Here is a 24,873-nt window from a genome sequence, read left to right on the forward strand (position 1 = left end):
GGATAAAAATCAATTAGGAATTAAACAAATGCAAGAGGGAAACTTAGAAGAAGCAGTTAAACTATTTACGGAAGTAATTGAAGAACATCCTAGTGATCCAGTTGGTTATATTAATTTTGGTAATGTTTTACTATCAATGGATGATTTTGAACGCGCAGAATTATTTTTCAAAAGAGCGCTTGAACTAGATGACACGGTTCCGGCGGCTTATTATAGCTTAGGTAATTTATATTACGAATTGGAACGTTATCAAGAAGCTGCGGATAGCTTTCAAAATGCAACAAAACAAGGAATGGAAAATGGCGATTTATTTTTCATGTTAGGAATGAGTTTTGTTCAAATGGAAGAGTTAACGCTAGCTATGCCTTATTTACTTAGAAGTGTCGAATTAAATCCAGAAGATAGTGAAGCGTTATTTCAATATGGTATCGTTCTTGCTCGCAGCGGATTTTACGAAGATGCGATTAATATGCTTGAAAGAGTACTTCTTATTAAACAAGAAGATCCAGATGCACTTTATAATATCGGAGCTGCTTATCTGGCATGGCAAGGCGACATTGTACTTGCAAAAAATTACTTTGAACGCGCGCTTGCAACTGGAATACCGCATGAACTTGCTGAGAATGCTTTAAATGCTATTCAAGATTTAGAAAACGAAGCGGAATAAAAATATAGAAAGGAGACGGCTAAAGATGGCTGAACAAGAATCTCTCGCCTTATTTAATGATACCCCAGAAGAACTTTTCATGAAGGGGACGATGTTGTCTACCATTTTTTATAATGCCGAAAACCTCTTTTCTGTGGTAAGAATTCTAGTAAAAGAGACGAATGCGATTTGGGATGAAAAGGATATTATTGTAACTGGTTTTTTCCCAGCACTTCATGAACAAGAAGTGTATACTTTTTACGGAAAAATGCAGGAACATGCTAAATTTGGTCAGCAATTTAAAGCGGACCGGTTTCGAAAAGAAATGCCTCAATCTCGCGCTGGCTTGATTAACTATCTTTCAGGGGAACTTTTCAAAGGGATTGGTAAAGTAACAGCGGAAAACATTGTCGATACAATTGGTGATGACGCGATTACGAAAATACTATCTGACCCAAGTTTACTAAATACTGTTCCTAAACTGCCTTCTGGAACAGCGGAAAGTTTGCTTGCTTCCCTTAGAGAAAATCAAGGTTTAGAGCATGTGATGGTTGGTTTAAATGAATATGGCTTTGGCCCGCAATTATCCATGAAAATTTTTCAGGTATATAAACAAAATGCGATCGAAGTGCTAGAAAATAATCCTTATAAATTAATTGAAGATGTTAAAGGAATTGGTTTCCAGCGTGCTGATGAGCTTGGACGTAAGCTTGGACTTGGCGGAAACCATCCAGAACGACTTAGAGCAGGAATTTTATTTATGCTAGATTCCGTTTGTATGCAGCAAGGTCATGTCTATATGGAACAAGAGGTTTTGCTCGGGGAAGTAACTTATCTGCTAGAAGAAAGTGAAGGCATTAGGATTGATCAGGCAATTTTACTGCAACAAATAGAAAAACTTGCAGAAGAACAAAAAATAATTACCGAAAACACGCGCGTCTATATGCCGTCACTTTATTATTCAGAAAGCGGTTTTGCTTACCATGTAAAACGAATGTTAAAGCAAACAGAGTATCAAGAACAATTTCCGCAATCGGAGTTTTTATTAGCGCTTGGGGAACTTGAAGAGCGCATTGGCGTGCATTACGGGGAATCTCAACGTGCGGCATTAGAACAAGCTTTAATGTCACCGATGCTCGTTCTTACTGGAGGACCAGGAACAGGGAAAACGACTGTTATTAAAGGAATTGTAGAATTATATGCCGAGTTAAATGGTGTTAGTCTTGATCCACATGCCTATAAAGATGGTGCGACTTTTCCAGTGTTACTCGCAGCTCCAACAGGTCGTGCAGCTAAACGAATGTCTGAATCCACTGGCCTTCCTGCAATGACGATTCACCGGTTACTTGGAATGAATGGCCAAGAACAGATGGATGACGATTCAGAACGATTAATTGATGGACGTTTGTTAATTGTGGATGAAATGTCAATGGTGGATATTTGGCTTGCGAATCAATTATTCCGCGCTTTACCTGCTCATATGCAAGTAGTGCTCGTTGGCGACCAAGACCAGCTTCCTTCTGTTGGACCAGGTCAAGTTTTAAAAGATATTCTACAATCAGAGCAAATTCCAACGGTTGCACTTTCAGATATTTATCGGCAAAAAGATGGTTCCTCGATTATTGAAATGGCTCATTATATCAAAGAAGGAATGCTGCCAGCTGATTTTGCGAAAAATAGTGCAGATCGATCATTTTTCCATTGTACAGTAAACCAAATTGGCGATGTTGTGGAACAAGTCGTTAAAAATGCTAAAAATAAAGGTTTTCGTGCAAAGGATATTCAAGTGTTGGCTCCAATGTATCGTGGCCCAGCCGGGATTGATATATTAAATAAAAAACTACAAGAAATCTTTAATCCAAACGATACTGGTCGACGAAAAGAAGTACAATTTGGCGAAATCAAATACCGGGTTCACGACAAAGTGTTGCAACTAATCAATCAACCGGAAAAAAATGTCTTTAACGGTGACATTGGCGAAATCGTATCCATTATTTATGCCAAAGAAAATACCGAGAAACAAGATTTAATTGTCGTTCAATTTGACCAAACGGAGGTTTCTTATTATCGGCAAGAATTTAATCAATTGACCCATGCTTATTGTTGTTCGATTCATAAAGCGCAGGGTAGTGAGTTTCCGATTGTTATTATGCCAATTGTGCGTAGTTATTACCGGATGTTAAGGAGAGATTTGTTATATACTGGCGTTACAAGAAGTAAACAATTCCTAATTCTTTGCGGAGAAGAAGAAGCTTTCCGAATGGGTGTAGAACGTGTAGATGAAAATAAGCGAAATACCACTCTATCGGAACGTTTAATGAGTGAAGATGTGATGCTCGAACAAATGACAAATAAACGAATATTAACTGCCGAAAACATTATGGAGATTGATCCAATGATTGGGATGGAAGGAATTACTCCAGAACAATTTATGGCAGGATGAAAAACACCCACTCGCAAGTGGGTGTTTTTTTATTGCTCATTATCTTGGAAAAACGGTAAACGAATCGTAAATGTCGTGCCTTTATTTGGCTCGCTAGTAACGCTAATGGTTCCATCATGGTATTCAATTAACTGTTTCACGATAGAAAGACCAATTCCAGATTCCCCGAAAGCTGTATTCGTGCGGGACATATCTGCTTTATAAAATCGTTCCCAAATCTGTTCTAGTTCTTCTGTGTTCATGCCGATGCCAGTATCCGTAATAGTTAATACAGATTCCTTATAATCTTGAGTCCCAGTTAAGGTAATCAGACCATTTTCAGTAAACTGGACACCATTTTTAACAATATTAATAAATACTTGAGTTAAACGGTCATAATCAGCGTAAATATACATATCTTTATCAATATCGACTGTAATCTTATTGCCTTTTTCAGCGGCTACATAATCTAGTTGTTCTTTAATTAGCTCTAAAAATTCACGACCATTAAAGCGAGTTTTTTGTAGTTTGATTTTATTGCTGCGTATTTTTTCATAATCAAGGTTTTCATTAACCAATTTTGTTAATCGTTTTGCTTCTGTGTCTATTAAAGCAATACAGCGATCTGTTTCACTTTTTGGAATAATATCGTTTACTAGACCTTCTGTTAAGCCACTAATTGTTGTGAGTGGGGTGCGCATTTCATGGGAAACATCCGCGATAAACTGGCGCCGACGTTTTTCTTGTCGTTCAATTTCTTCTTGAGATGTTTCAAGCGTTTCCGTCATTTTGTTGAAATCAATGGCAAGTGCGCCAATTTCATCAAAATTATTCTCTTTTAGCCGCGCCTTATAATTGCCTTGAATCACATCTTTTGTTGCTGAACGCAATTTATTAATCCGATTGACTTGTAGTTTGGACAGAATAGCACTCAAAATAAGCGCAATCGTTATCGATAGTAAAATAGTATAGAACATATAACGATTAATTGTTCCAATCACTTGTTCAGTTCCGCTAATTGGAGAATTCAAGACAATAGAGCCAACAAACTTATCGCCATCCATAATAGGTACATAAACAATAGTCATTTCACGATTAAAACGATTGTCGATTTTTTTACTAACTGTTTCACCACTTTTCAATTTTTTCTTATCATCTTTTGAAATTGAAAAATCTTTTGGTAATGGTTGATTGAGCTGAGTAGGGTAAATCGTTTCGTCATCTGCATTTTTGATGGTGTAATGGATTTTCTTTACATCCAAAATGCGCTGATACGTATTAAGAACTTGAATGGTTGCATCTTGCGGCGAGTGGCGAATGTCCATCGAAATCGTTTCACCATAACTAGTTAAATCATCTACTTGGCTTTGATAAAAATAGTCTTTTAGTGAGTGAGAAACAAGCACGCCAATCATAATACAAGCAATAAGTAAAATGATAAATTGTGTGAAAAAAAGTTGGTAGGCATATTTAAATTTCATTCGCTTCATTCCGTTTCATCAAATTTATAGCCTACACCCCAAACAGTGTGTAAAAATGGCTTCGTGTCTGTTGCGATTTTTTGGCGTAAACGTTTGATATGAACATCCACTGTACGCTCATCCCCGTAAAATTGATAACCCCAGACTTGCTCGAGTAACTGTTCTCTTGAAAAAACTTGACGCGGATGTTGCATTAGAAAGTAAAGCAAATCAAATTCTTTCGGAGTCAAGGCATCAAGCAGCTCACCTTGATAAAAAATTTCCCGGGTGCGCTTACTAATTTTAAAATAAGTTGTTTCTAGAATGTCTTCATCATTTTCAGTCGTCGTATGATTGTTTTTTCGACGAGTAACAGCTTTGATACGCGCCATTAATGTAAGTGGGCTAAATGGTTTCGTAACATAATCATCAGCGCCCATTTCAAGACCAAGCACTTGATCAGATTCAGACTCTTTTGCCGTTAAAATAATAATCGGAACATCACTAACTTCACGGATTTTACGGCAAATTGTCATTCCGTCCATATTTGGCAGCATTAAATCAATAATTGCAATATCAAAATCATCCTTAAAAAATGTTTCATAACCAAGTTTGCCATCATGCACAAACGTAGCATCAATTTCTTCTTTCATAAAGAACATTTCTATCATTTCACAAACGCTGACATTATCTTCTATCATAAGTAGTTTCATATTTTGTATTCACTCCTCTTACATTAAAACTAGACTAATTAGACCCAATAATCAAGCCAAATTATTTTTTTCGCGAAAGTTTAAAATATGCATCATAGTTTGTTCATACTTTCTTCATAACTGCCCAGTAATCTTAGTGGGGTAGAAACAGAAATGGAGGAAATTACATGAATTTTTTTAAGAGAGCATGGCTCAGCATGAAAGCAAGAAAAGGTAGATCTGTTTTACAACTAATTATTTTCACAGTAGTGTGTGTGCTTATTTTATCAGGCTTTACCATTCAATCCGCTGCAGATAAAGCAAGCGAATTAGCGAGGGAACAGCTAGGAGGTACAGTAACATTAACTGTTGACCAAGAAAAGCAAATGGCTGCAATGAAAGAAGAGGCTGCAAATAGTGATAGCAGTTCGACAGACTCAAAACCAAAATTTCAAAGTAACCCAATTGATGTAAGCGATGCGAACGAATTAGCATCATTAGATCATGTGAAAAATTACAATTACTATTCAAGTACGCAAGCATTAGCGTCTGGATTTGACCCTATTGAATCTTCAGGAGACACTTCCTCTAGCAGTGATGATTCCTCGAGTTCTAATCAAACAGGAGGTCCAGGCGGTGGAAATGGCGGTCCGCAAATGGTAGATGCAGACTTAAGTATTAGCGGTCTACTTGATTCCGCAACAAGTACCGATTTTGATGCAGGAACAAGTAAATTAACAAGTGGTGTAGCAATTACAGCTAATGATAAAGATAAAAATGTTGCAATGGTAGAAGAAAACTTAGCAGAACAAAATGACTGGAAAGTTGGCGACTCTTTTACCGTTACTTCAAGTGATGGAAATACAAAAGTAACACTAAAAATTGTTGGTATTTATAAAACAACAGATTCAGGAAGTGATATGGCGCAAAACTTCTCCTTCCTAAACCCTTATAACAAAGTATACGTTCCTTATACAGTAGCCAATACTATTAAAGGTTCTGATTATAAAGACACAGTAGACTCCGCCGTTTACACAATGGATGATGCGGCTAATATTTCTGCTTTTGAGAAAGAAGCGAAAAAAGTTGATGGCATTGACTGGGACACATTTAAATTAGATGCCAACGATACACTTTATCAACAAATGATTGGGCCGATTAATAGTGTAGCTTCGTTTTCTAAAAATGTAGTTTATATAGTTAGTATTGCGGGAGCCTTAATCCTAGGCTTACTTGTAATGATGCAAGTACGTGATCGTAAATACGAAATGGGTGTGCTATTAGCTATTGGAGAAAAACGTGGTAAATTAATCGCTCAGTTCTTTGTAGAAATTTTAATAGTAGCGCTCGTTTCCTTTGGTTTAGCAGCTGCAAGTAGTCATTATGTAGCTCAATTAGCTGGAAACCAATTACTAGCACAGCAAAATTCATCTACTACAAGTGAATCAACTACTTCAGAAAATCGCGGCCTAGGTGGCGGTGGTCCAGGAGGTCCAGGTGGATTTGCGGGAAGTGTTAGTAACTTAACGAAAAATACAGAACAAATTAAAGAACTCAACATCCAAGTAACTTTAGAAGATATGCTTAAAATGGGTGGAATTGGTATAGGAATCGCCTTTATATCCGTTCTTTTACCAGCAGCACTTGTTCTTCGTATGAATCCAAAAACAATTCTAACTAAACAGGAGTAGGTGACGATATGACCAAAGTATTGACGTTTGAAAATATCTCTTATTGGTATAAAACAAAAGATGAATCGATTTTAAGTGATATAAATTATGATTTTGAAGCTGGTGTTTTTTACACTGTAGTAGGAAGTTCTGGCTCTGGGAAAACCACTTTCTTATCGCTTGCAGGAGGACTGGATACGCAAAAAGAAGGAGACATCTACTATAAAGGTAGTTCACTCAAAAGCATTGGCTTACAACAATTTAGAAATAGATATGTATCCATTGTATTCCAAAGTTATAATTTATTAACATATATGACTGCTCTTCAAAACGTAACAACTGCAATGGAAATTACCCATGTCAATCAGCCAGACAAAAAAGCTTTTGCACTAAGCATGCTTGAAAAAGTGGGCATTACTGAGAAAATGGCGCGCCAAAAAGTGCTGACTTTAAGTGGCGGACAGCAGCAAAGGGTTTCCATCGCACGGGCGTTATGTTGTGAAACAGAATTAATCGTTGCTGATGAACCTACCGGAAACTTAGACGAACGAACAAGTAAAGAAGTAGTTACGTTATTCCAAGATTTAGCGCATAAAGAAGGAAAATGTGTCATTATGGTAACGCATGACCCTGAAATTGCGAAAGTATCAGATGTAAAACTAACGCTTAAAAACGGAAGCTTTGTTGAAAAGAAACAATCAACGAATAGCTTAATAAACAGTTGACATTTAGCCATCCGTTCTTTATAATTTAATTTATTGTTGAATAAAAATTGATACATGATAGGAATATGATTTTGGTTTCCACGTGATTAGAGAGTTTTCCCATGGCTGGAAGGAAAACCGCGCTTGCACCAAAATTGCTCTCCCATTAGATGATCCGTCTTATCCACGTTAACAGATAATTGAAGAGGTAATGATACAAAGTCTATATCATTGCAAACAGGGTGGTACCGCGATTTACCAAAATCGTCCCTGTGAGCAATCATATAGGCTTTTTTTGTTGTAAAAAACCAAAAGGAGGAAATAAAAAATGAAACAATTATCAAGCGCAGAAGTAAGACAGCTATTTTTAGATTTCTTTAAAGAAAAAGGGCATACAATCGAACCTAGTGCACCACTTGTACCAAACAACGATCCGACGATTCTTTGGATTAATAGTGGTGTAGCAACAATGAAAAAATACTTTGATGGTTCGGTTATTCCGGATAATCCAAGAATGGCTAATGCACAAAAATCAATCCGTACGAATGACATTGAAAACGTAGGTAAAACAGCCCGTCACCATACTTTCTTTGAAATGCTAGGAAACTTTTCGATTGGTGATTACTTTAAAGAAGGCGCAATTCTTTTTGCTTGGGAATTCCTAACAAGTCCTAAATGGATTGGCTTTGATCCTGATAAATTATATGTCACTGTTTATCCTGAAGACGAAGAAGCGAAAACTTTATGGCGCGAAAAAATTGGCTTAAGTGAAGATCATATCGTTGAAATTGAAGATAATTTTTGGGATATAGGTATTGGACCAAGTGGCCCGGATAGCGAAATTTTCTATGATCGTGGACCTGCTTTTGGAGATGACGAAAGTGACCCAGAATTATATCCAGGTGGCGAAAATGAACGTTACTTAGAAATTTGGAACCTTGTATTTTCTCAGTTTAACCATAATCCAGATGGAACATACACACCACTTCCTAAACAAAACATTGATACTGGGATGGGTCTAGAACGCATGGTTTCTATCATCCAAGACGCGCCAACGAACTTTGAAACAGATTTATTTATGCCGATTATTCGTGAAGTAGAACAAATTTCTGGCGTGAAATACGGTCATTCACAAGAAAATGATGTTGCGTTTAAAGTAATCGCTGACCATATTCGTACCGTAGCATTTGCAATTGGCGACGGCGCATTGCCATCCAACGAAGGACGCGGATATATTTTGCGTCGTTTACTTCGCCGTGCAGTACGTTACGCGAAAGTACTTACAATCAATGAACCATTTATGTACAAATTAGTACCAGTGGTTGGTAAAATCATGAATAGTTTCTATCCAGAAGTAGAAAATCAAACCGACTTTATTCAAAAAGTAATTCGTACGGAAGAAGAACGATTCCACGAAACATTAAATGAAGGTCTGGCAATCCTTGAAACAATCCTTAAAAATGCCAAAGAAACAAACGAACAAACTATCAAAGGCGCAGATATTTTCAAATTATATGATACATTTGGTTTCCCAGTGGAATTAACGGAAGAATACGCAGAAGACCATGGCTTAAAAGTCGATCATGCTGGATTTGAAGCTGAAATGAAAGAACAACGCGACCGTGCTCGTTCCGCCAGAGCAGACGTGAAATCAATGCAAGTTCAGGGCGAACTGCTAGCTAATTTAACAGATAAAAGTGAATTCGTTGGTTATAATACAACAGAACATGTTTCTGAAATATTGTATTTAATTCAAGATGATACGCTTGTTGATGAAGTAGCTTCTGGAAGCGAGGCACAAGTTATTTTCAAAGAAACACCATTTTATGCAGAAAGCGGCGGACAAGTTGCTGACAAAGGAACGATAGAAAGCGAAACAGGAGTTGCTTACGTAGAAGATGTTCAAAAAGCTCCTAATAAACAAAACTTACACCGTATTTCTGTAAAAGAAGGTGTATTAAAAACAGGTGACACAGTAAAACTTGCTGTTGACAAAGTAAAACGTCGTGAAACAATCAAAAACCATACAGCAACCCATCTTTTACATCGTGCACTCAAAGATACATTAGGCGAACATGTTAACCAAGCAGGTTCACTCGTTTCCCCAGATCGCTTACGTTTTGACTTCTCTCATTTTGGTCAAATTACAGAAGAAGAATTAACAAAAATGGAAGAAATCGTCAATGAAAAAATCTGGGAACAAATCAATGTTATTATTGAAGAAATGCCGATTGCAGAAGCGAAAGAACTTGGAGCTATGGCCCTTTTTGGCGAAAAATATGGCGAGGTCGTTCGTGTGGTTCAAGTTGGTAAATATAGTATTGAACTTTGCGGTGGCGTTCACGTTCGTAATACAGCAGACATTGGTCTATTTAAAATCGTTTCTGAAACAGGTATCGGAGCGGGAACTCGACGTATTGAAGCAGTTACCGGAAAAGAAGCATATCGCTTTGTGACTGAACAAGAAAATACACTAAAACAAACTGCTAACCTACTAAAAACAACTACAAAAGAAACGCCGCAAAAAGTAGAGCAATTGCAAGCTGATTTACGTGAAGTAAAACGTGAAAACGAATCATTATTAAGTAAATTAGCAAGTGCTGCAAGTGCCGATATTTTTGAATCACCAGAAGAAATCGGTGGCGTAAAAGTTATTGCTAAACAAGTAAATGCGAAAGATATGAACCAATTACGTCAGTTTGTTGATAACTGGAAAGATAAAAAAATTGGTGGCGTTCTTGTTCTAGGAGCAGTTCAAGGTGATAAAGTAAACTTGATTTCTGCAGTTTCAGAAGATGCAATCAAAGCTGGCTATCATGCTGGTAAACTTTTAAAAGAAGTTGCGACACGATGCGGCGGAAATGGTGGCGGACGTCCTGATATGGCGCAAGCTGGCGGTAAAAATCCAGCTGAACTAGGAACAGCTCTTGATTATGTTTCTACATGGGTGAAAGAACAACAAGCATAAATTTTCGTTAAAGCACTTCATTTTTCTTTGTTATTTCCGTTCACATGGTGTAAAATGAATAGAGATACATGAAGGAATGAGGTGCTTCGATTATGGATTCAAAAGATCAAACAATGTTTTACAACTTCGGCGATGATTCAATTGAAGAAGATGTAAAAAAATTAATGAAACAAGTCTACGTTGCTCTTGAAGAAAAAGGCTATAATCCCGTTAATCAAATCGTTGGCTATTTACTCTCAGGTGACCCTGCCTATATACCTCGTCACAAGGATGCCCGGAGCATGATACGCCGTTTAGAACGAGATGAAATTATCGAGGAACTTGTTAAAGCGTATCTGAAAAATAACGAAATTGGTGAGAAATGAGAATAATGGGTTTAGATGTCGGCTCGAAAACAGTCGGCGTAGCGATAAGTGATCCACTTGGTTGGACCGCACAAGGTGTTGAAACCATTCAGATTGACGAGAGCAGAAAACAATTTGGCTATGACAGAGTAAAAGAGCTCGTGCTCGAATACGAAGTTGAAAAAGTCGTTGTTGGGCTACCTAAGAATATGAATAATACCATCGGACCTCGTGCTGAAAGTTCCAAAATATATGCTGAAGTACTTGAGTCAAGAATTGGACTTCCTGTTGTACTTTGGGATGAACGTTTGACCACTTCTGCCGCTGAAAGAACTTTGATTGAAGCAGACGTTTCGCGTAAAAAACGAAAAGAAGTAATTGATAAGTTAGCTGCAGTAATGATTTTACAGTCCTATTTGGACACTACTAATTAATTTGAGGTGAATTTAATGGCAGAAGAACATAACCATAATCATGAAGAAGAAAATATTATTTGGATTACAAATGAAGAAGGAAAAGAAGAAGCTTACGAAATTCTTTTTGACTTTGATTCCGAAGACTTTGACAAATCTTACGTATTATATTTCCCAGCAGGAAAAGGGGAAGACGAAGAAATCGAAATTCTTGCATCTAGTTACATTCAAGATGAAGAAGGTAAACAAGGTCAACTTAAACCTGTTGAAACAGACGAAGAGTGGGATATGATTGAAGAAATACTTGCAACTTTCCTAGCTGACGAAGACGAAGAATAATATAAAAAAAGCATGTCCTGACAAAAACTGTCAAGACATGCTTTTTATTTTGCGTTTCTAGCGCGTTTATTCCATACTTTGTAAGCAAGGTAGACAACAATGGCAACTACTAAAGCTAACATTAAATAGCTAATTGGTCGCGTATATTTTTCCACAACGCTCCAATTGGAACCTAATGAATAACCAAGCCATGTCAGAAAAATATTCCACGGAATGCAGCCTAAAATCGTATATATAACAAATTTCCAGACATTCATTTTGGCAATTCCAGCTGGTAAAGAGATAAATGTTCGGATAACTGGCAAAACACGGCCGAAAAATACAGCTCTTGCGCCGTATCGACCAAACCATAATTCTGCTTTATCCAAGTGCTTCACATTTAAGAATATATACTTTCCGAATTTCAATACTAAAGCTCTACCACCGAATTTACCAATGTAGTAAGCAATCAGTGAACCAACTAAGTTACCAGCGATACCAGCAAATACAACGAGCCAGAAATGCAGTTTCCCAGCTTCCGCCATAAATCCGCCAAACAGCATGATAACTTCACTTGGAAGCGGAATGCAGACACTTTCGATAAGCATTCCGAGGAAAATTCCCCAGTGACCAAGTGAGTCTACTAACCACATAGTGAAATCTTGCAAACTTTGTATTAACGTATGTAACATCCAAAAGACTCCTTCAATCTTTATTTAATTGGCAGAAGCAAGTCCTTGACCGATTCTGTCTTGTTCGTTTAATCACGCTGTTTATTATACCGAAAAAACATAAAAACGTCACTTTTTAAGAAAATTTTCCGTATTGAATAGCATTTTTTTTAGATAATCGGTATAATAGATAGGAATTGTTTTCAATGAAATGAGGTCTATAATGAAGAATACAAAAGGTAAGAAAATTACAATTATTATTTCTATTATCATTCTAATTTTAGTAATCGCAACTTTTGCAGGGTATTATTATGTGAAGTCACAGCTAGAGCCAAGAGATGAAGCAAGCAAAGAGAAGATCGCTGTTGAAATTCCAGCAGGATCTAGTATTTCAGATATATCTACTATTTTAGAAGATAAAAAAGTCATTAATAACGCTTCTATTTTCTCTTTTTATGTAAAATACAATAATGATACGAATTTAAAAGCTGGGAATTATGAATTCACGCAAGCTATGAACACAGATCAAATCGTGAAGAAAATGCAAGAAGGAAAGACTGTCGCACCGGCAAAACTAGTCATTCCAGAAGGATATACACTCGATCAAATTGCTGATAGAATCGTCGCTTATCAACCTAAATTAAAAAAAGCCGATGTTCTTAAAATAATGGATGATCCAGAGTTTGTTGCTTCTATTATTAAAGCATTCCCAGAAACTGTCACAAATGATGTTTTGAATAAATCTATAAAACATCCGTTAGAAGGCTATTTATATCCAGCGACATATACTTTTAAAGGCTCGGATGTATCAGCTGAAACGATAATTAAAGAAATGGTGAAAGCAACAGACGTTAATATTGCTAAGTACCGCGACGAACTAACGAAACAAAAAATGTCCGTGCATAAATTCCTAACAATGTCTTCCATCATTGAAAAAGAAGCAACTGCTGATGTGGATCGCAAAATGATTGCTAGCGTTTTTTATAATCGTTTAGCAAAAGATATGCGTTTACAAACCGATCCTACTGTTCTTTATGCGCTTGGTGAACATAAAAGCAAAACAACCTATAAAGATTTAGAAGTAGATTCGCCGTATAACACATACAAAAACAATGGACTGCCACCAGGACCAATTTCTAATAGCGGTGACACATCTATGGAAGCAGCTCTTTACCCAGAAAAAAGTGATTATCTATACTTTTTAGCGAATACGAAAACTGGTAAAGTTTATTTCTCTAAAACATTAGAAGAGCACAATAAACTAAAAGAAGAGCATATTACGAAAAATAATTAAAATGAACCACTTGTCAGAAACGTGTATTGCATGTTTTTGGCAGGTGCTTTGTTTGTTAAAATGAGGGGATTTAGCAGTGAATGATATAATTCATGATTATTTATTAAAACATATTCCAAAGAGCACGCCTTTTTTTGAAGAATTAGAAGTATACGCAAAGGAACATGAAGTGCCGATTATGGAGCCAGATTCGTTACATTGTTTATTGCAAATTTTAGATATTCAAAAGCCGAAGCGTATTTTAGAACTTGGAACAGCAATCGGATACTCTGCTTTAAAAATGGCAGATAAACTTCCAAAAACGGAAATTATCACAGTCGAACGTGATGAAGAACGATATAAAGAAGCTTTACATAATATAGAGCGTTACGGGGCTTCTGACAGAATAAAAGTCTTGCTTACGGATGCAATTGAAGGATCAGAAGAAATTTTAACGTATGGTCCGTTTGATGCCATATTTATTGATGCTGCCAAAGCGCAATATGAAAAATTTTTCCATATTTATACAGATTCCCTTGCTCCAGATGGTGTGATTTATAGTGATAATGTTCTTTTCAAAGGACTTGCGCTTGATATGTCACCAGAAAAACAGCGTAAACTTCGAGTTGCTCGTAAAATGCGCCATTTTAATGATTTTTTAGTGACGCATCCTGATTTTGATACTACAACTATTCCACTCGGAGATGGTTTATCTATTTCAAAAAGAAAGAAAACTGGAGGCATATCATGACAAAAAAACCAATCGTAGTCGGTGTAACTGGTGGTTCAGGTTCAGGAAAAACCAGTGTAACTAAAGCAATTTGTGATCATTTTAGCGGGCATTCTATTTTAATGATTGCGCAAGATGTCTACTATCATGATCAAGCAGATATTAGTTTTGAAGAGCGTTTAAAAGTAAACTACGATCATCCGTTAGCATTTGATACGGACTTACTTATTTCCCATATAGCAGCACTACGCCGTTATGAAACAATAGAAAAACCAATTTACGATTATGAAAAATATACGCGGAAACAAGAAGTAGAAATTCAAGAACCTAGAGAAGTAATTATTTTAGAAGGTATTTTAATCTTAGAAGATAAGCGATTACGCGACTTGATGGATATTAAAGTATATGTTGATACAGATGACGATATTCGTTTTATTCGTAGGTTATTAAGAGACATGAAAGAGCGAGGTCGAACGATGGATTCTGTTATCGATCAATATCTTTCTGTAGTAAAACCAATGCATAACGAATTTATTGAACCAACGAAAAAATTTGCCGATATAATTATTCCAGAAGGTGGAGAAAATCATGTGGCAATTGATTTGATGACAACAAAAATTGAATCAATCTTGCAAAAACATGTATAAGTAACAGGTAACACTTGTCAAACAGATTAATTTAAGGTAAAATTTTCCTAGTAAAAAGAGAGACAATTGCTTGCTATTTCTAGCGTGGCATGTTAATCTTTCTCACGAGTAGTAATGTTTTTTTATGAAGGTGCGGAGCGATATCTCCGTGCTTTTCTATACAATAATGAACAAACAAAAGGAGCGAAAACGATTGGCGACAGAAAAAGTATTTCCAATGACCCTAGATGGGAAAGCAAAATTAGAAAATGAATTACAAGAACTTAAGACAGTAAAACGGAAAGAAGTAGTAGAACGGATTAAAATTGCCCGTAGCTTTGGTGATTTATCTGAGAACTCCGAGTATGATTCCGCAAAAGACGAACAAGCTTTTGTTGAAGGTCGTATCACTACTATTGAAAATATGATTCGTAATGCTCAAATCATTGATGCAGCAGAAGCTCATAATGGTTTAGTAACACTTGGAAACACCGTTACATTTATTGAATTACCAGACGGAGAAGAAGAAACATACACGATTGTAGGGAGCGCAGAAGCTGATCCTTTTGAAGGTAAGATTTCTAACGATTCTCCAATTGCTAAAGGTTTACTTGGTCATAAAGAAGGGGAAGAAGTAACTATCCAAACCCCTGCTGGCGACATGAGTGTTAAGATCGAAAAAATCACTGCATCTTAATTTTATCTGTTTTTATACAGCGGTTACTTATAAGGTGGTGAAAGCAAATGGCAGATAATCGACAATCAAATAACCGTCGCATTAAACAAAACTTAGTCGAAGGATCTCGCTCAAGACAAAATACAAAACGAAAAAAAACGAATCTAGTTTTAAATCTTTTAATTATCGTGGTAAGCTTACTTATCATTGGTAGTCTATATTTTGTACTGTTTAAAACAGAAAGCGATCCAACTCAGCAAGAAAACAAAACGGCATCTTCCAATGCGAAAAAAGAAGATGCCGCTAAATCAAATAAAACTTCCGAAAAAAAATCGACTTCTTCGGATGAAAAAACAACAGAAACGACTAAAAGTGATGATCCTAATGTGGCAAAAGTTATTACAAAAGACTGGAAACCAATTGGAACTGAGCAAACTGGTGATCATGTGAATTCCTACAGCTCTACAAGTGTAGACTGGCAAGAAAAACGCAAAGCTTTTTCAGCAGCGACGGATATTCCAATCTCAAATACATCACTTTGGTTTGTAGAGCAAGGGGCTGACCCTGCTACTCAAGCAATTGGTACACTTTCTACTAAAGCAAATCCTGATAAAGCTTACCGTGTTTATATTACATGGGTAGACGGTGAAGGATGGCAACCAACAAAAGTAGAAGAGCTGAAATCAAACGACAAAAGATAAAAGCACAGAAGTTAGTTGTTAACGACTGTGCTTTTTTTGGAGGTTACATAATGACAATAGGCATTATTGGAGCAATGGAAGAAGAAGTTGAACTGTTAAAAAACACCATGCCCAGCATAGAAGAAGTTATTATCGGAGGAGCAAAATTTTACATCGGTGAAATTGCTGGTAAAGAAGTTGTGCTTTTAGAATCAGGTATAGGGAAAGTTAATGCTGCCCTTGGTACCACACTTCTAGCAGACCGTTTTAAACCAGAAATTATTATTAACACTGGTTCAGCTGGAGGTATAGGTGAAGGCTTAGCAATTGGCGATGTCATTATATCTGATCGCTTAGCATATGGTGATGTTGATGTTACTGAATTTGGTTATACATATGGCCAAGTTCCACGTATGCCAGCTTTTTATCAAGGCGATGCTGTTCTTTTGAAAAAAGCTGAGACTATTTATCGTGATTATTTTGCAGATAGCGAAAATAAAGCTGTATATGGTCTTGTAATTACAAATGATTCATTTATTATGCGTCCAGATCAACATGAAATTATTCGAACATTTTTCCCGGATGTTAAAGCTGTGGAAATGGAAGCTGCTGCCATTGCGCAAGTAGCCTATCAATTTGATATTCCATTTCTTATCATCCGAGCTATATCGGATTTAGCCAATCAAGAGGCGACAATGTCTTTTGATGAGTTTATTCATTTAGCTGCAAAACAATCAGCTACTTGTATCATCGAATTATTAAAAACAATATAAAAAATCCAGGAGAGAGATTCTCCTGGATTTTTTTATTTTACGTATTCTTCCGTTAAAGTAAGGAAATCTTCTACATCTTTAGCGGCTAGGGCAACTGCTTCTTCCCAGAAATCAGCTTTACGCAAGTCGACTCCAAGATGTTTTTCTGCAAGTTGTTCTGTTGTCATCGAACCCGTATCTTTTAGAAGCGCAATATATTTATCTTCGTAGCTAGCACCTTCCGCTTGTGCTTTGTGATAAATACCAAGCGAGAATAAGTAACCAAAAGTATATGGGAAATTGTAAAATGGTACATCAGCAATATAAAAATGTAGTTTAGAAGCCCAAAATTGTGGATGATATTCATCTAAAGCATCTAAGTAAGCTTCACGTTGCGCTTCCTCCATTAAAGAATTAAGTCTATCAACTGACACTACACCTTGTTTGCGTGCTTCATAGAAATTGCATTCAAAAATAAATCTAGCATGAATATTCATAAAGAAAGCAATACTACGACCAATTTTATCTTCTAGTAAGGTGATTTTTTCTTCTTTTGTTTTGGCATCTTTTACAGAAGCATCGGCAATAATCATTTCAGCAAAAGTAGAAGCAGTTTCCGCAACATTCATTGCGTAATCAGTGTTTTCAAATGGCTCTTCCCGAATAACATGAGAATGGAAGGCGTGTCCGAGTTCATGTGCAAGAGTTGCCACAGTACCAGGAGCTCCGTCATATGTCATGAAAATCCGGCTTTCTTTTTCGACCGGGAAATCCGTGCAAAAGCCACCAGGACGTTTATTATCACGATCTTCTGCTTCAATCCAACCTTTTTCGAAAGCGGATTTCGCGAAGTTTGCCATTTTCGGGCTGAATTTATTAAATTGTTCGATGATAAAATCTGCGCCTTCTTGATAAGTATATTTTTTTGGTTCGCTTGAGAATACAAGAGGGGCTTCGACATCATAAAAACTTAATTTTTCAAGACCAAGCAATTGAGCTTTTCTATCTAAGAATCGGACAAAAGTCGGCTTATTCGTTTGAATGACGTTCCACATAGATTTTAATGTTTGTTCATCCAAACGATTAATAGCAAGTGGTTCTTCTAAAATATTATCCCATTTACGAATTTCGTATGTAGCTAAACGGAAGCCTGATAAATGATTTAGAGTATCGCTAAAGAGACGAGATTCTTCTTGCCAAACACGAGTATATTCTTTGAAAACTGCCTGACGGACTGCGCGATCAGGGTGATTTAATAAGTTCAGAGCTTGTCCAGCAGATACGGACTTTTCTTCCCCGTCAGTAGTAATGTGCATCCGTAGTTTACCAACGATTGTATCATAATGGTCTGACCAACCACGATAACCATCAACAGCTAAAGAATTAATCGCTGCTTCTTGTTCTTTACTGCCTTTTTTACGACGGTTTGTACGTGCTTCACTTAAAATAAAACTAATTTGTGACAAACCATTTTGCTGCATTAGTTCATCCCAAACACGGTCAGATATTTGAGCAAATTTGTCATGCCATTCATCTTCTGCCGTCGATAGGGTAGCCACATATTGATAAATTAACGCAGAAAGTTCATTTGCACGAGTATCATTAACATCGGCTGAAGCAAGACATTCTAAAAAAGAACCAGCAGTTAATAAAACTTTTGAGATGTCCGCATTTTGATTAACCAATAGTAGAAATTCTACTGAAGCTTCGACGTTTTCGGGAACTTCCCACTCAGCTACATTCACGACAAAGCTATCCAAATCAGCTTTTACCTCTTGAAGTGTTTGCTGTAATTCTTCAGAACCACTACCGCCAACATATATATTTTCTAAATCCCAAGTTAATGCATAATCTTTTGACATTCGTCTACCTCCTTAAAAAAATAACATTTCCTTTCATATTATAGCATTTTTCTAAGGTTTTTTTGTAAAATAAGCAGAAAGATGGTAAAATTTATAGATTATTAGTCTAATTGAATGTATGATAGAATAGACTGTACTAAATAAAAGAATGAGGTGCCAATACGTGTTAAAGCAATTCTCACCAGATAAAATGTTGAATACTCCATTTGGAATAACAGCAGATCAGCTTCGTAAAATGGGAAAGACTACTATTTTAACTGATCTCGATAATACGCTGCTTGCTTGGGATCAACTAGATGCAACGGATGAAGTAATCAACTGGTTTACTATATTGAAAGAAGAAGGAATCAAAGTTATGATTTTTTCTAACAATAATGAAGAACGAGTTGCTCGTGTGGCAAAAGCAATTGATGTCCCTTATTTAGCGCGGGCAAAAAAACCCTTAGGCGCTAATTTTCGCTGGGCACTAAAAGAAATGAACGCAACACCAGAAGAAACTGTGATGATTGGTGACCAAATTATGACAGATATATTCGGTGGTAATCGTCAAAAATTAACAACTATTTTTGTTCGTCCTGTAAAACAAACAGACGGTATGGCGACAAAATTAAATCGAATGATGGAAAGTATTATTTTAAAACGGTTAGCAAAGAAAAACCAAATTAAGTGGGAGGAATCACTTTGACAGAAGAAATAAGATGTATTGGTTGTGGGGCCATTATTCAAACAGAAGATCCTGATAAAATCGGCTATGCTCCTAAGTCATCGCTAAATAATGAACAAGTTATTTGTAAAAGATGTTTTCGTCTAAAGCATTACAATGAAATTCAAGATGTGGCGCTGACAGACGACGATTTTTTACGTATTTTAAATCAAATTAGTTCGAAGCAAGCTCTAATCGTCTATGTAGTAGATATTTTTGATTTTGATGGCAGTTGGTTGCCTGGACTTCCTCGTTTTGCAGGAAGCAATCCTGTATTACTTGTCGGAAACAAAGAAGACGTTTTACCAAAATCATTAAAACGTGATAAATTAACTCGCTGGATGAGAACTCGTGCAAAAGAACAAGGTTTGGCGGCAACAGATGTTGTTTTAGTCAGCGCTGAAAAAGGGCACGGTTTTGATACTCTTTTAGAAAAGATAGAAGAATTACGAAATGGGCAAGATGTGTATGTTGTTGGTTGTACAAATGTTGGTAAATCAACGCTTATCAATCGTATCATCAAACAAGCTTCAGGTGAAAACAATGTGATTACTACGTCGCAATTCCCAGGAACAACACTTGATAAAATCGAAATTCCGCTTGCTGATGGCAATGTACTTGTTGACACACCTGGAATTATAAATCACCATCAAATGGCGCATTTTATCGATACAACAACTTTAAAAGCTATCACACCTAAAAAAGAAGTAAAACCTGCTGTCTTCCAATTAAATGAAGAACAAACCTTATTTTTAGGCGCGCTTGCTCGTTTAGATTACGTGTCAGGTGGAAGAAAATCATTAGTTGTCTATGTATCTAATAATTTACCAATTCACCGAACAAAATTAGAAAAAGCAGATGCATTATATGAAAAACAAGCCGGTTTTGTTCTTCAACCTCCAACAGAAGAAGGGATGAAGACACTTCCTAAGCTCGTACCGTATACCTTTACCGTGAAAGATAAAGCGGATATTGTGTTTTCTGGACTTGGATGGGTGACAATACCTGAAGGCGGCGCAAAAGTCACTGCTTGGGTTCCTGAAGGCGTTAGCGCAACAATCCGGACATCACTCGTGTAAAACTAAGGAGGCCTGGCATTTGGAAAAATATGTTGTTATCGGAAATCCTATTCGTCACTCGTTATCACCAGCTATGCAAAATCGGATTTTCCAAGAACTTGGAATGAACGCGGAGTATAACTCTGTTTTGATAGAAGAAGATACTTTTGAGGCAGAAATAAAAAAATTAATGGATTCTGGAGTGCGCGGATTTAATATCACGACACCATTTAAAGAGCGTATTTTACCATTTTTAGATGAATTAGAGGATTTGGCAGCAGCATCAGGCGCAGTGAATACGGTGCTTAGAAAAGATGGCAAGTGGTATGGCTTCAACACGGATGGCAAGGGCTATTTAGAAGGATTGGAAGAAATTCGTTCGATTACAAAAGACGATTCTATTTTAATCACAGGAGCAGGTGGGGCCAGTAAAGCAATTTATCTTGCACTTAAAAGCCATACTGACGCGAAAATAACCGTTGCCAATCGAACAACGGAAAAAGCGATAGAAATGACGAAAGATAATGATAATCATCATGCCATGACACTAGAACAAGCTGAAAAAGAACTGGCTGATTTTACAATTATTATCCAAACTACTTCTATCGGTCTAGAAGCTTCTAAGAATAAAAGCCCAATTTCTCTTTCTAATTTAACAAAAGGAACAATTTGTTCTGATATTATTTATAATCCAGCCGAAACAGCCTTTTTAAAAGAAGCAAAGAAAAATGGGGCTATTACACAAAATGGCTTACCAATGTTTGTTAATCAAGGGGCACTAGCCTTTGAAATATGGACTGGCATTAAGCCAGAGCGATCACTGATGAAAGAAGCAGTACTCGAACAATTAGGAGGAAACTAATGTTAACAGCTACACAAAAACGTTTTTTAAGAAAAGAAGCACACACGATTCAACCAATTTTCCAAGTAGGAAAAGGAAGCGTGTCACCAAACTTAATTATCCAAGTTAAAGAAGCACTTGAAGCTAGAGAATTAATTAAAATCTCTATTTTGCAAAATTGCGAGGAAGATAAACAAACAGTTGCTGAGAAAATTAGCACACGTGCAGGAGCAGATATCGTTCAAGTTATTGGTAGAACGATTATCCTTTACAAACAATCCGTAAATAAGCAACAAATTAAGTTGCCTTAAATTTGGAGGAAACCTGTCATGAAACATAAAGTCGGTATCTTAGGCGGCACATTTGATCCACCACATTTAGCGCACCTCCATATGGCAGAAGAAGCGAAAGCACAACTCGGTCTTGAAAAAATCCTTTTTCTCCCAAATAAAGTTCCTCCACATAAACAGATTAGTGGCATGGCTTCAAATGAGGAACGGGTGGAAATGCTTCAATTGATGATAGCAGATAGGGATTCTTTTGAAATTGATACTCGCGAGCTTATGCGAACTGGAAAGTCCTATACGTATGATACAATGCGTGATATGATAAGCGAACAGCCGGATACGGATTTTTATTTTATTATCGGCGGGGACATGGTAGAATATTTGCCAAAGTGGTATCATATAGATGACTTAGTAAAAATGGTGACATTCGTTGGGGTTAACCGCCCACTATATCAAAAAGAAGTTCCGTACGATATTGTTAAAATCAATATGCCGGAAACAGCTATTTCTTCAACTGAAATTAGAAATGATATTGAACACGCAGAAGCCTTTTTACCAGAAAAAGTATGGTCATATATAAAGGAGCATCAACTTTATGGAAAGAAATGAAGTGCTAAAAAAAGTAGAAGAAGCTATGCCAACTGCAAGATTCAAACACACTTTAGGCGTTGAAAAAGCAGCAATAGAACTCGCAGAACATTATCATATGGATGTAGAAAAGGCGAGAATAACCGCCCTGTTACACGATTATGCGAAATACTATGAAGATGATAAAGCGAGAAAAATCATTGAAGACGAGGGATTTGATCCACGTTTATTGCAGTTTCATCGCTCGCTTTGGCACGCTCCAGTTGGCGCATATTTAGCAGAAAAAGAGTTTGGCATTACTGATCCAGAAATCTTGGAAGCTATTCGTCTTCATACGACAGGAAGCGGAGCGATGTCCGATTTCGATAAACTCATCTATTTAGCGGATTATACGGAACCTGGAAGAACATTTCCTGGTGTATATAAAGCACGCAGACTAGCACTGAAATCACTTGATGCAGCAATGTTGTTTGCTTTATCCAATACAATAACGTATTTGATTAAAAAGCAACAATCGGTTTTTCCAGATACACTGGATGCCTATAATTATTTTGTTAATTTAAATTTGGAAGGAGACTATTAATAATTTGAACAGTTATGATACATTAATGCTGACCGCAAAGGCAGCAGACGATAAAAGAGCAGAGGATATTTTAGCACTAGACATGAAGGGTTTATCAAGTTTCGCGGATTATTTTGTTATCTGCCATGGTAATTCAGACAAACAAGTCCAAGCAATTGCTCGTGAAATTAAAGAAAAAGCGCTTGAAAACCAAGTAGATGTAAAACGTTTAGAAGGCTTTGATGCGGCTCAGTGGATTTTAATCGATTTAGGAGATGTTATTATCCATGTATTCCACAAAGAAGAGCGTTCTTACTATAATTTAGAAAAACTATGGGGAGACGCACCACTCGTGGACGTTTCTGCTGCGTTTATTTCTTAATAACTAACAAAAACAGGCGGGTAAAAAATCCGTCTGTTTTTTTAAGGAGAAATCGATAATGAGTTATGAATATTTTCCGGGATTCTATGATAGACTCATGGATTCTGAGCTTTATGATGAATGGTTGGAGTTTTCAGCGGACTTTATTGGTGAAACATCAAAAGAAGTACTCGATTTAGCATGTGGTACAGCTGAATTCGCTCTAAGGTTAAGCTTTTTAGGGCATCAAGTTACTGGTGTGGATTTGTCGAAAGAGATGGTAGCAGTTGCTAAAGAAAAAGTCGCAGCAGCTGAAATAAATCTACCAATTCTAGAGCAAGACATGTCAAAGTTAGCTTTAAATCAAAGCTTCGATGTCATTACATGTTTCTGTGATTCTCTTAATTATTTAGAAACCGAACAAGCACTTGAGAATACTATTAAAGCGGTATCTGCTCACTTAAAACCAAATGGCTTATTTTTATTTGATGTACATTCTGTATTTAAAATAGATCAAGGCTTTAAAGATTATTCTTATGGTGATAGCGATGAGGAAATTTCGATAATTTGGAATTCGTTTCCTGGTGAATATCCCCATTCAGTCGAACATGAGCTAACCTTTTACATTTTAGGGGAGGATAACATGTATAATCGGGTCGATGAATTACATAAAGAAAGGACCTATCCAATCACCACATATAAAGAATTATTAAAAAAATACGGTTTTTCGAAAATTGATGTTTACGCTGATTTCAGTCATGAAAATCCAACAAACAGCAGCGAAAGAATCTTTTTCGTAGCAAGAAAGTAATTTTCCAAGATTACTTTCTTTTTTTATGCGTTTTTGCTCTAAATAATCGAAAAGGAGTTTTTGGTCGTTTGGCGAATAATATAATTAAAGGCGGTGAAATGGATGATGGAACTACTGAAGAAACACAAAAACTATTTTTTAATAGGAATTGCCATTCTTTGTGCTGGAGTAATTTATATAAGTATCCCAACTTCTCAAACAGATAAGGTTACAGCAAACCAAGCGCTAAATACTGAAGAAAAACCACAAAAAGAGGAAAAAAGAATGCTACACATATCTATATTGACATCAAAGGGGCAGTCCGAACTCCTGGTGTGTATAAATTACCAGTAGATGCCAGAGTGCAAGATGTTGTGAAAGTAGCAGGAGGACTCACAGAAGATGCGGACAACAGCAAATTAAACTTAGCCGAAAAACTAAAAGACGAAATGAGTATCTATGTTTATAAAAAAGGAGAAGCAGGATCAGAGGAAGTTGTAAGAGATGATATAGAATCATCTGAAACAGACAAAAAAGTTAATATTAATAGCGCAACGAAGATAGACTTGCAACAAGTGCCCGGAATTGGAGATTCAAAAGCAACAGCTATTATCGAATATCGTGAAAAAGAAGGACTGTTTCAGACAATAGAAGACTTAAAAAATGTTACTGGCATAGGCGAAAAAACAGTTGAAAAATTAAAAGAATATTTGGATGTTAATTAATAAAAGTGGTTGACGAACTTCCTTATAAACACCTATACTAATATTTATCAA

General features: G+C 36.6%; 26 protein-coding genes and 1 pseudogene. 23 read left to right on the forward strand and 4 right to left on the reverse strand.

Annotated features, from left to right (window positions below; all coding sequences use genetic code 11):
* Positions 1 to 28: 28 nt before the first annotated feature.
* Complete coding sequence (locus AC4PG0_RS01000) at positions 29 to 667, forward strand: tetratricopeptide repeat protein (protein ID WP_010991587.1); 639 nt, start codon at positions 29 to 31, stop codon at positions 665 to 667.
* A 25-nt stretch (positions 668 to 692) separates the two neighbouring features.
* Positions 693 to 3,089: an SF1B family DNA helicase RecD2 gene (gene recD2 / locus AC4PG0_RS01005; protein WP_492167685.1), complete on the forward strand. Its 2,397-nt coding sequence runs from the start codon at positions 693 to 695 to the stop codon at positions 3,087 to 3,089.
* 29 nt (positions 3,090 to 3,118) lie between these two features.
* Here the strand turns inward: recD2 and pieS are convergent, their stop codons facing one another.
* Positions 3,119 to 4,558 (reverse strand): two component system sensor histidine kinase PieS, encoded by a 1,440-nt coding sequence (gene pieS, locus AC4PG0_RS01010; protein ID WP_050511683.1) that lies wholly within the window; start codon positions 4,556 to 4,558, stop codon positions 3,119 to 3,121.
* Positions 4,555 to 5,241 carry a two component system response regulator PieR gene (gene pieR / locus AC4PG0_RS01015; RefSeq protein WP_003762357.1) on the reverse strand — a complete coding sequence of 229 codons (687 nt, stop codon included), beginning with the start codon at positions 5,239 to 5,241 and terminating at the stop codon, positions 4,555 to 4,557. The genes pieS and pieR overlap by 4 nt, the downstream gene beginning before the upstream one ends.
* Before the next feature lie 167 nt (positions 5,242 to 5,408).
* Here pieR and AC4PG0_RS01020 point away from each other — a divergent pair, with 167 nt between their 5' ends.
* From AC4PG0_RS01020 to AC4PG0_RS01045, 6 genes are all read left to right on the forward strand, one after another.
* Complete coding sequence (locus tag AC4PG0_RS01020; protein WP_270908293.1) at positions 5,409 to 6,911, forward strand: ABC transporter permease; 1,503 nt, start codon at positions 5,409 to 5,411, stop codon at positions 6,909 to 6,911.
* Positions 6,912 to 6,919: 8 nt separating this feature from the next.
* A complete protein-coding gene (locus AC4PG0_RS01025; protein ID WP_010991584.1) occupies positions 6,920 to 7,615 on the forward strand; it encodes an ABC transporter ATP-binding protein in 696 nt (231 codons plus the stop codon).
* 307 nt (positions 7,616 to 7,922) lie between these two features.
* Positions 7,923 to 10,562: an alanine--tRNA ligase gene (alaS, locus tag AC4PG0_RS01030; protein WP_194319825.1), complete on the forward strand. Its 2,640-nt coding sequence runs from the start codon at positions 7,923 to 7,925 to the stop codon at positions 10,560 to 10,562.
* 92 nt (positions 10,563 to 10,654) lie between these two features.
* A complete protein-coding gene (gene reoM / locus AC4PG0_RS01035) occupies positions 10,655 to 10,927 on the forward strand; it encodes an IreB family regulatory phosphoprotein ReoM (protein WP_003719797.1) in 273 nt (90 codons plus the stop codon).
* Positions 10,924 to 11,340 (forward strand): Holliday junction resolvase RuvX, encoded by a 417-nt coding sequence (gene ruvX / locus AC4PG0_RS01040; protein ID WP_003762351.1) that lies wholly within the window; start codon positions 10,924 to 10,926, stop codon positions 11,338 to 11,340. Before reoM ends, ruvX begins: the two co-directional genes overlap by 4 nt.
* Before the next feature lie 15 nt (positions 11,341 to 11,355).
* A complete protein-coding gene (locus tag AC4PG0_RS01045; RefSeq protein ID WP_003722010.1) occupies positions 11,356 to 11,658 on the forward strand; it encodes a DUF1292 domain-containing protein in 303 nt (100 codons plus the stop codon).
* A 44-nt stretch (positions 11,659 to 11,702) separates the two neighbouring features.
* Here AC4PG0_RS01045 and AC4PG0_RS01050 read toward each other — a convergent pair whose 3' ends face one another.
* Positions 11,703 to 12,329: a DedA family protein gene (locus tag AC4PG0_RS01050; protein WP_003762349.1), complete on the reverse strand. Its 627-nt coding sequence runs from the start codon at positions 12,327 to 12,329 to the stop codon at positions 11,703 to 11,705.
* 202 nt (positions 12,330 to 12,531) lie between these two features.
* On the opposite strand from AC4PG0_RS01050, the gene mltG reads away from it, so the two are divergent.
* The 6 genes from mltG to AC4PG0_RS01080 all read left to right on the forward strand — a co-directional run bounded on the left by mltG (position 12,532) and on the right by AC4PG0_RS01080 (position 17,066).
* Complete coding sequence (mltG, locus tag AC4PG0_RS01055) at positions 12,532 to 13,602, forward strand: endolytic transglycosylase MltG (protein ID WP_003762348.1); 1,071 nt, start codon at positions 12,532 to 12,534, stop codon at positions 13,600 to 13,602.
* A gap of 76 nt (positions 13,603 to 13,678) precedes the next feature.
* Positions 13,679 to 14,332, forward strand: a complete 654-nt coding sequence (locus tag AC4PG0_RS01060; protein ID WP_033533012.1) for an O-methyltransferase — start codon at positions 13,679 to 13,681, stop codon at positions 14,330 to 14,332.
* Positions 14,329 to 14,958 (forward strand): uridine kinase, encoded by a 630-nt coding sequence (gene udk, locus AC4PG0_RS01065; protein ID WP_003762345.1) that lies wholly within the window; start codon positions 14,329 to 14,331, stop codon positions 14,956 to 14,958. Before AC4PG0_RS01060 ends, udk begins: the two co-directional genes overlap by 4 nt.
* A 193-nt stretch (positions 14,959 to 15,151) precedes the next feature.
* A complete protein-coding gene (gene greA / locus AC4PG0_RS01070; RefSeq protein WP_003722004.1) occupies positions 15,152 to 15,634 on the forward strand; it encodes a transcription elongation factor GreA in 483 nt (160 codons plus the stop codon).
* A 47-nt stretch (positions 15,635 to 15,681) separates the two neighbouring features.
* A complete protein-coding gene (locus tag AC4PG0_RS01075; protein ID WP_003771904.1) occupies positions 15,682 to 16,314 on the forward strand; it encodes a YrrS family protein in 633 nt (210 codons plus the stop codon).
* Positions 16,315 to 16,364: 50 nt separating this feature from the next.
* Positions 16,365 to 17,066 (forward strand): 5'-methylthioadenosine/adenosylhomocysteine nucleosidase, encoded by a 702-nt coding sequence (locus AC4PG0_RS01080; RefSeq protein WP_003766948.1) that lies wholly within the window; start codon positions 16,365 to 16,367, stop codon positions 17,064 to 17,066.
* A 32-nt stretch (positions 17,067 to 17,098) separates the two neighbouring features.
* Here the strand turns inward: AC4PG0_RS01080 and AC4PG0_RS01085 are convergent, their stop codons facing one another.
* On the reverse strand, positions 17,099 to 18,907 hold the full coding sequence (locus AC4PG0_RS01085) for a M3 family oligoendopeptidase (RefSeq protein WP_003771902.1): 1,809 nt from the start codon (positions 18,905 to 18,907) through the stop codon (positions 17,099 to 17,101).
* Between the two features lie 163 nt (positions 18,908 to 19,070).
* Here AC4PG0_RS01085 and AC4PG0_RS01090 point away from each other — a divergent pair, with 163 nt between their 5' ends.
* From AC4PG0_RS01090 to AC4PG0_RS01130, 9 genes and pseudogenes are all read left to right on the forward strand, one after another.
* Positions 19,071 to 19,592, forward strand: coding sequence for a YqeG family HAD IIIA-type phosphatase (locus tag AC4PG0_RS01090; protein ID WP_003762335.1), 522 nt, complete (start codon positions 19,071 to 19,073; stop codon positions 19,590 to 19,592).
* Entirely contained in the window at positions 19,589 to 20,689 is a 1,101-nt protein-coding gene (gene yqeH / locus AC4PG0_RS01095) for a ribosome biogenesis GTPase YqeH (RefSeq protein WP_003762333.1), read from the forward strand. The genes AC4PG0_RS01090 and yqeH overlap by 4 nt, the downstream gene beginning before the upstream one ends.
* Before the next feature lie 19 nt (positions 20,690 to 20,708).
* On the forward strand, positions 20,709 to 21,530 hold the full coding sequence (gene aroE / locus AC4PG0_RS01100) for a shikimate dehydrogenase (RefSeq protein ID WP_033838172.1): 822 nt from the start codon (positions 20,709 to 20,711) through the stop codon (positions 21,528 to 21,530).
* On the forward strand, positions 21,530 to 21,820 hold the full coding sequence (gene yhbY / locus AC4PG0_RS01105) for a ribosome assembly RNA-binding protein YhbY (protein WP_003771899.1): 291 nt from the start codon (positions 21,530 to 21,532) through the stop codon (positions 21,818 to 21,820). The genes aroE and yhbY overlap by 1 nt, the downstream gene beginning before the upstream one ends.
* Before the next feature lie 18 nt (positions 21,821 to 21,838).
* Complete coding sequence (locus AC4PG0_RS01110; protein WP_003766940.1) at positions 21,839 to 22,405, forward strand: nicotinate-nucleotide adenylyltransferase; 567 nt, start codon at positions 21,839 to 21,841, stop codon at positions 22,403 to 22,405.
* Positions 22,392 to 22,967 (forward strand): bis(5'-nucleosyl)-tetraphosphatase (symmetrical) YqeK, encoded by a 576-nt coding sequence (gene yqeK / locus AC4PG0_RS01115; RefSeq protein ID WP_045554180.1) that lies wholly within the window; start codon positions 22,392 to 22,394, stop codon positions 22,965 to 22,967. Before AC4PG0_RS01110 ends, yqeK begins: the two co-directional genes overlap by 14 nt.
* A 4-nt stretch (positions 22,968 to 22,971) precedes the next feature.
* Positions 22,972 to 23,328 carry a ribosome silencing factor gene (gene rsfS / locus AC4PG0_RS01120; RefSeq protein ID WP_003721994.1) on the forward strand — a complete coding sequence of 119 codons (357 nt, stop codon included), beginning with the start codon at positions 22,972 to 22,974 and terminating at the stop codon, positions 23,326 to 23,328.
* Positions 23,329 to 23,386: 58 nt separating this feature from the next.
* Positions 23,387 to 24,118, forward strand: coding sequence for a class I SAM-dependent DNA methyltransferase (locus AC4PG0_RS01125; protein ID WP_492167686.1), 732 nt, complete (start codon positions 23,387 to 23,389; stop codon positions 24,116 to 24,118).
* 102 nt (positions 24,119 to 24,220) lie between these two features.
* Positions 24,221 to 24,822 (forward strand): annotated as a pseudogene (locus AC4PG0_RS01130) (helix-hairpin-helix domain-containing protein).
* The last annotated feature ends 51 nt before the right edge of the window (positions 24,823 to 24,873 follow it).

The organism is Listeria sp. MAN/IMW/UF464 (assembly GCF_058683955.1).

Bases quoted from the DNA above. Each gene is read 5' to 3' on its own strand.
- AC4PG0_RS01000 (WP_010991587.1), top strand. From the start codon at position 29: ATGCAAGAGGGAAACTTAGAAGAAGCAGTTAAACTATTTACGGAAGTA.
- recD2 (WP_492167685.1), top strand. From the start codon at position 693: ATGGCTGAACAAGAATCTCTCGCCTTATTTAATGATACCCCAGAAGAA.
- pieS (WP_050511683.1), bottom strand. From the start codon at position 4,558: ATGAAGCGAATGAAATTTAAATATGCCTACCAACTTTTTTTCACACAA.
- pieR (WP_003762357.1), bottom strand. From the start codon at position 5,241: ATGAAACTACTTATGATAGAAGATAATGTCAGCGTTTGTGAAATGATA.
- AC4PG0_RS01020 (WP_270908293.1), top strand. From the start codon at position 5,409: ATGAATTTTTTTAAGAGAGCATGGCTCAGCATGAAAGCAAGAAAAGGT.
- AC4PG0_RS01025 (WP_010991584.1), top strand. From the start codon at position 6,920: ATGACCAAAGTATTGACGTTTGAAAATATCTCTTATTGGTATAAAACA.
- alaS (WP_194319825.1), top strand. From the start codon at position 7,923: ATGAAACAATTATCAAGCGCAGAAGTAAGACAGCTATTTTTAGATTTC.
- reoM (WP_003719797.1), top strand. From the start codon at position 10,655: ATGGATTCAAAAGATCAAACAATGTTTTACAACTTCGGCGATGATTCA.
- ruvX (WP_003762351.1), top strand. From the start codon at position 10,924: ATGAGAATAATGGGTTTAGATGTCGGCTCGAAAACAGTCGGCGTAGCG.
- AC4PG0_RS01045 (WP_003722010.1), top strand. From the start codon at position 11,356: ATGGCAGAAGAACATAACCATAATCATGAAGAAGAAAATATTATTTGG.
- AC4PG0_RS01050 (WP_003762349.1), bottom strand. From the start codon at position 12,329: ATGTTACATACGTTAATACAAAGTTTGCAAGATTTCACTATGTGGTTA.
- mltG (WP_003762348.1), top strand. From the start codon at position 12,532: ATGAAGAATACAAAAGGTAAGAAAATTACAATTATTATTTCTATTATC.
- udk (WP_003762345.1), top strand. From the start codon at position 14,329: ATGACAAAAAAACCAATCGTAGTCGGTGTAACTGGTGGTTCAGGTTCA.
- AC4PG0_RS01075 (WP_003771904.1), top strand. From the start codon at position 15,682: ATGGCAGATAATCGACAATCAAATAACCGTCGCATTAAACAAAACTTA.
- AC4PG0_RS01080 (WP_003766948.1), top strand. From the start codon at position 16,365: ATGACAATAGGCATTATTGGAGCAATGGAAGAAGAAGTTGAACTGTTA.
- AC4PG0_RS01085 (WP_003771902.1), bottom strand. From the start codon at position 18,907: ATGTCAAAAGATTATGCATTAACTTGGGATTTAGAAAATATATATGTT.
- yhbY (WP_003771899.1), top strand. From the start codon at position 21,530: ATGTTAACAGCTACACAAAAACGTTTTTTAAGAAAAGAAGCACACACG.
- AC4PG0_RS01110 (WP_003766940.1), top strand. From the start codon at position 21,839: ATGAAACATAAAGTCGGTATCTTAGGCGGCACATTTGATCCACCACAT.
- yqeK (WP_045554180.1), top strand. From the start codon at position 22,392: ATGGAAAGAAATGAAGTGCTAAAAAAAGTAGAAGAAGCTATGCCAACT.
- AC4PG0_RS01125 (WP_492167686.1), top strand. From the start codon at position 23,387: ATGAGTTATGAATATTTTCCGGGATTCTATGATAGACTCATGGATTCT.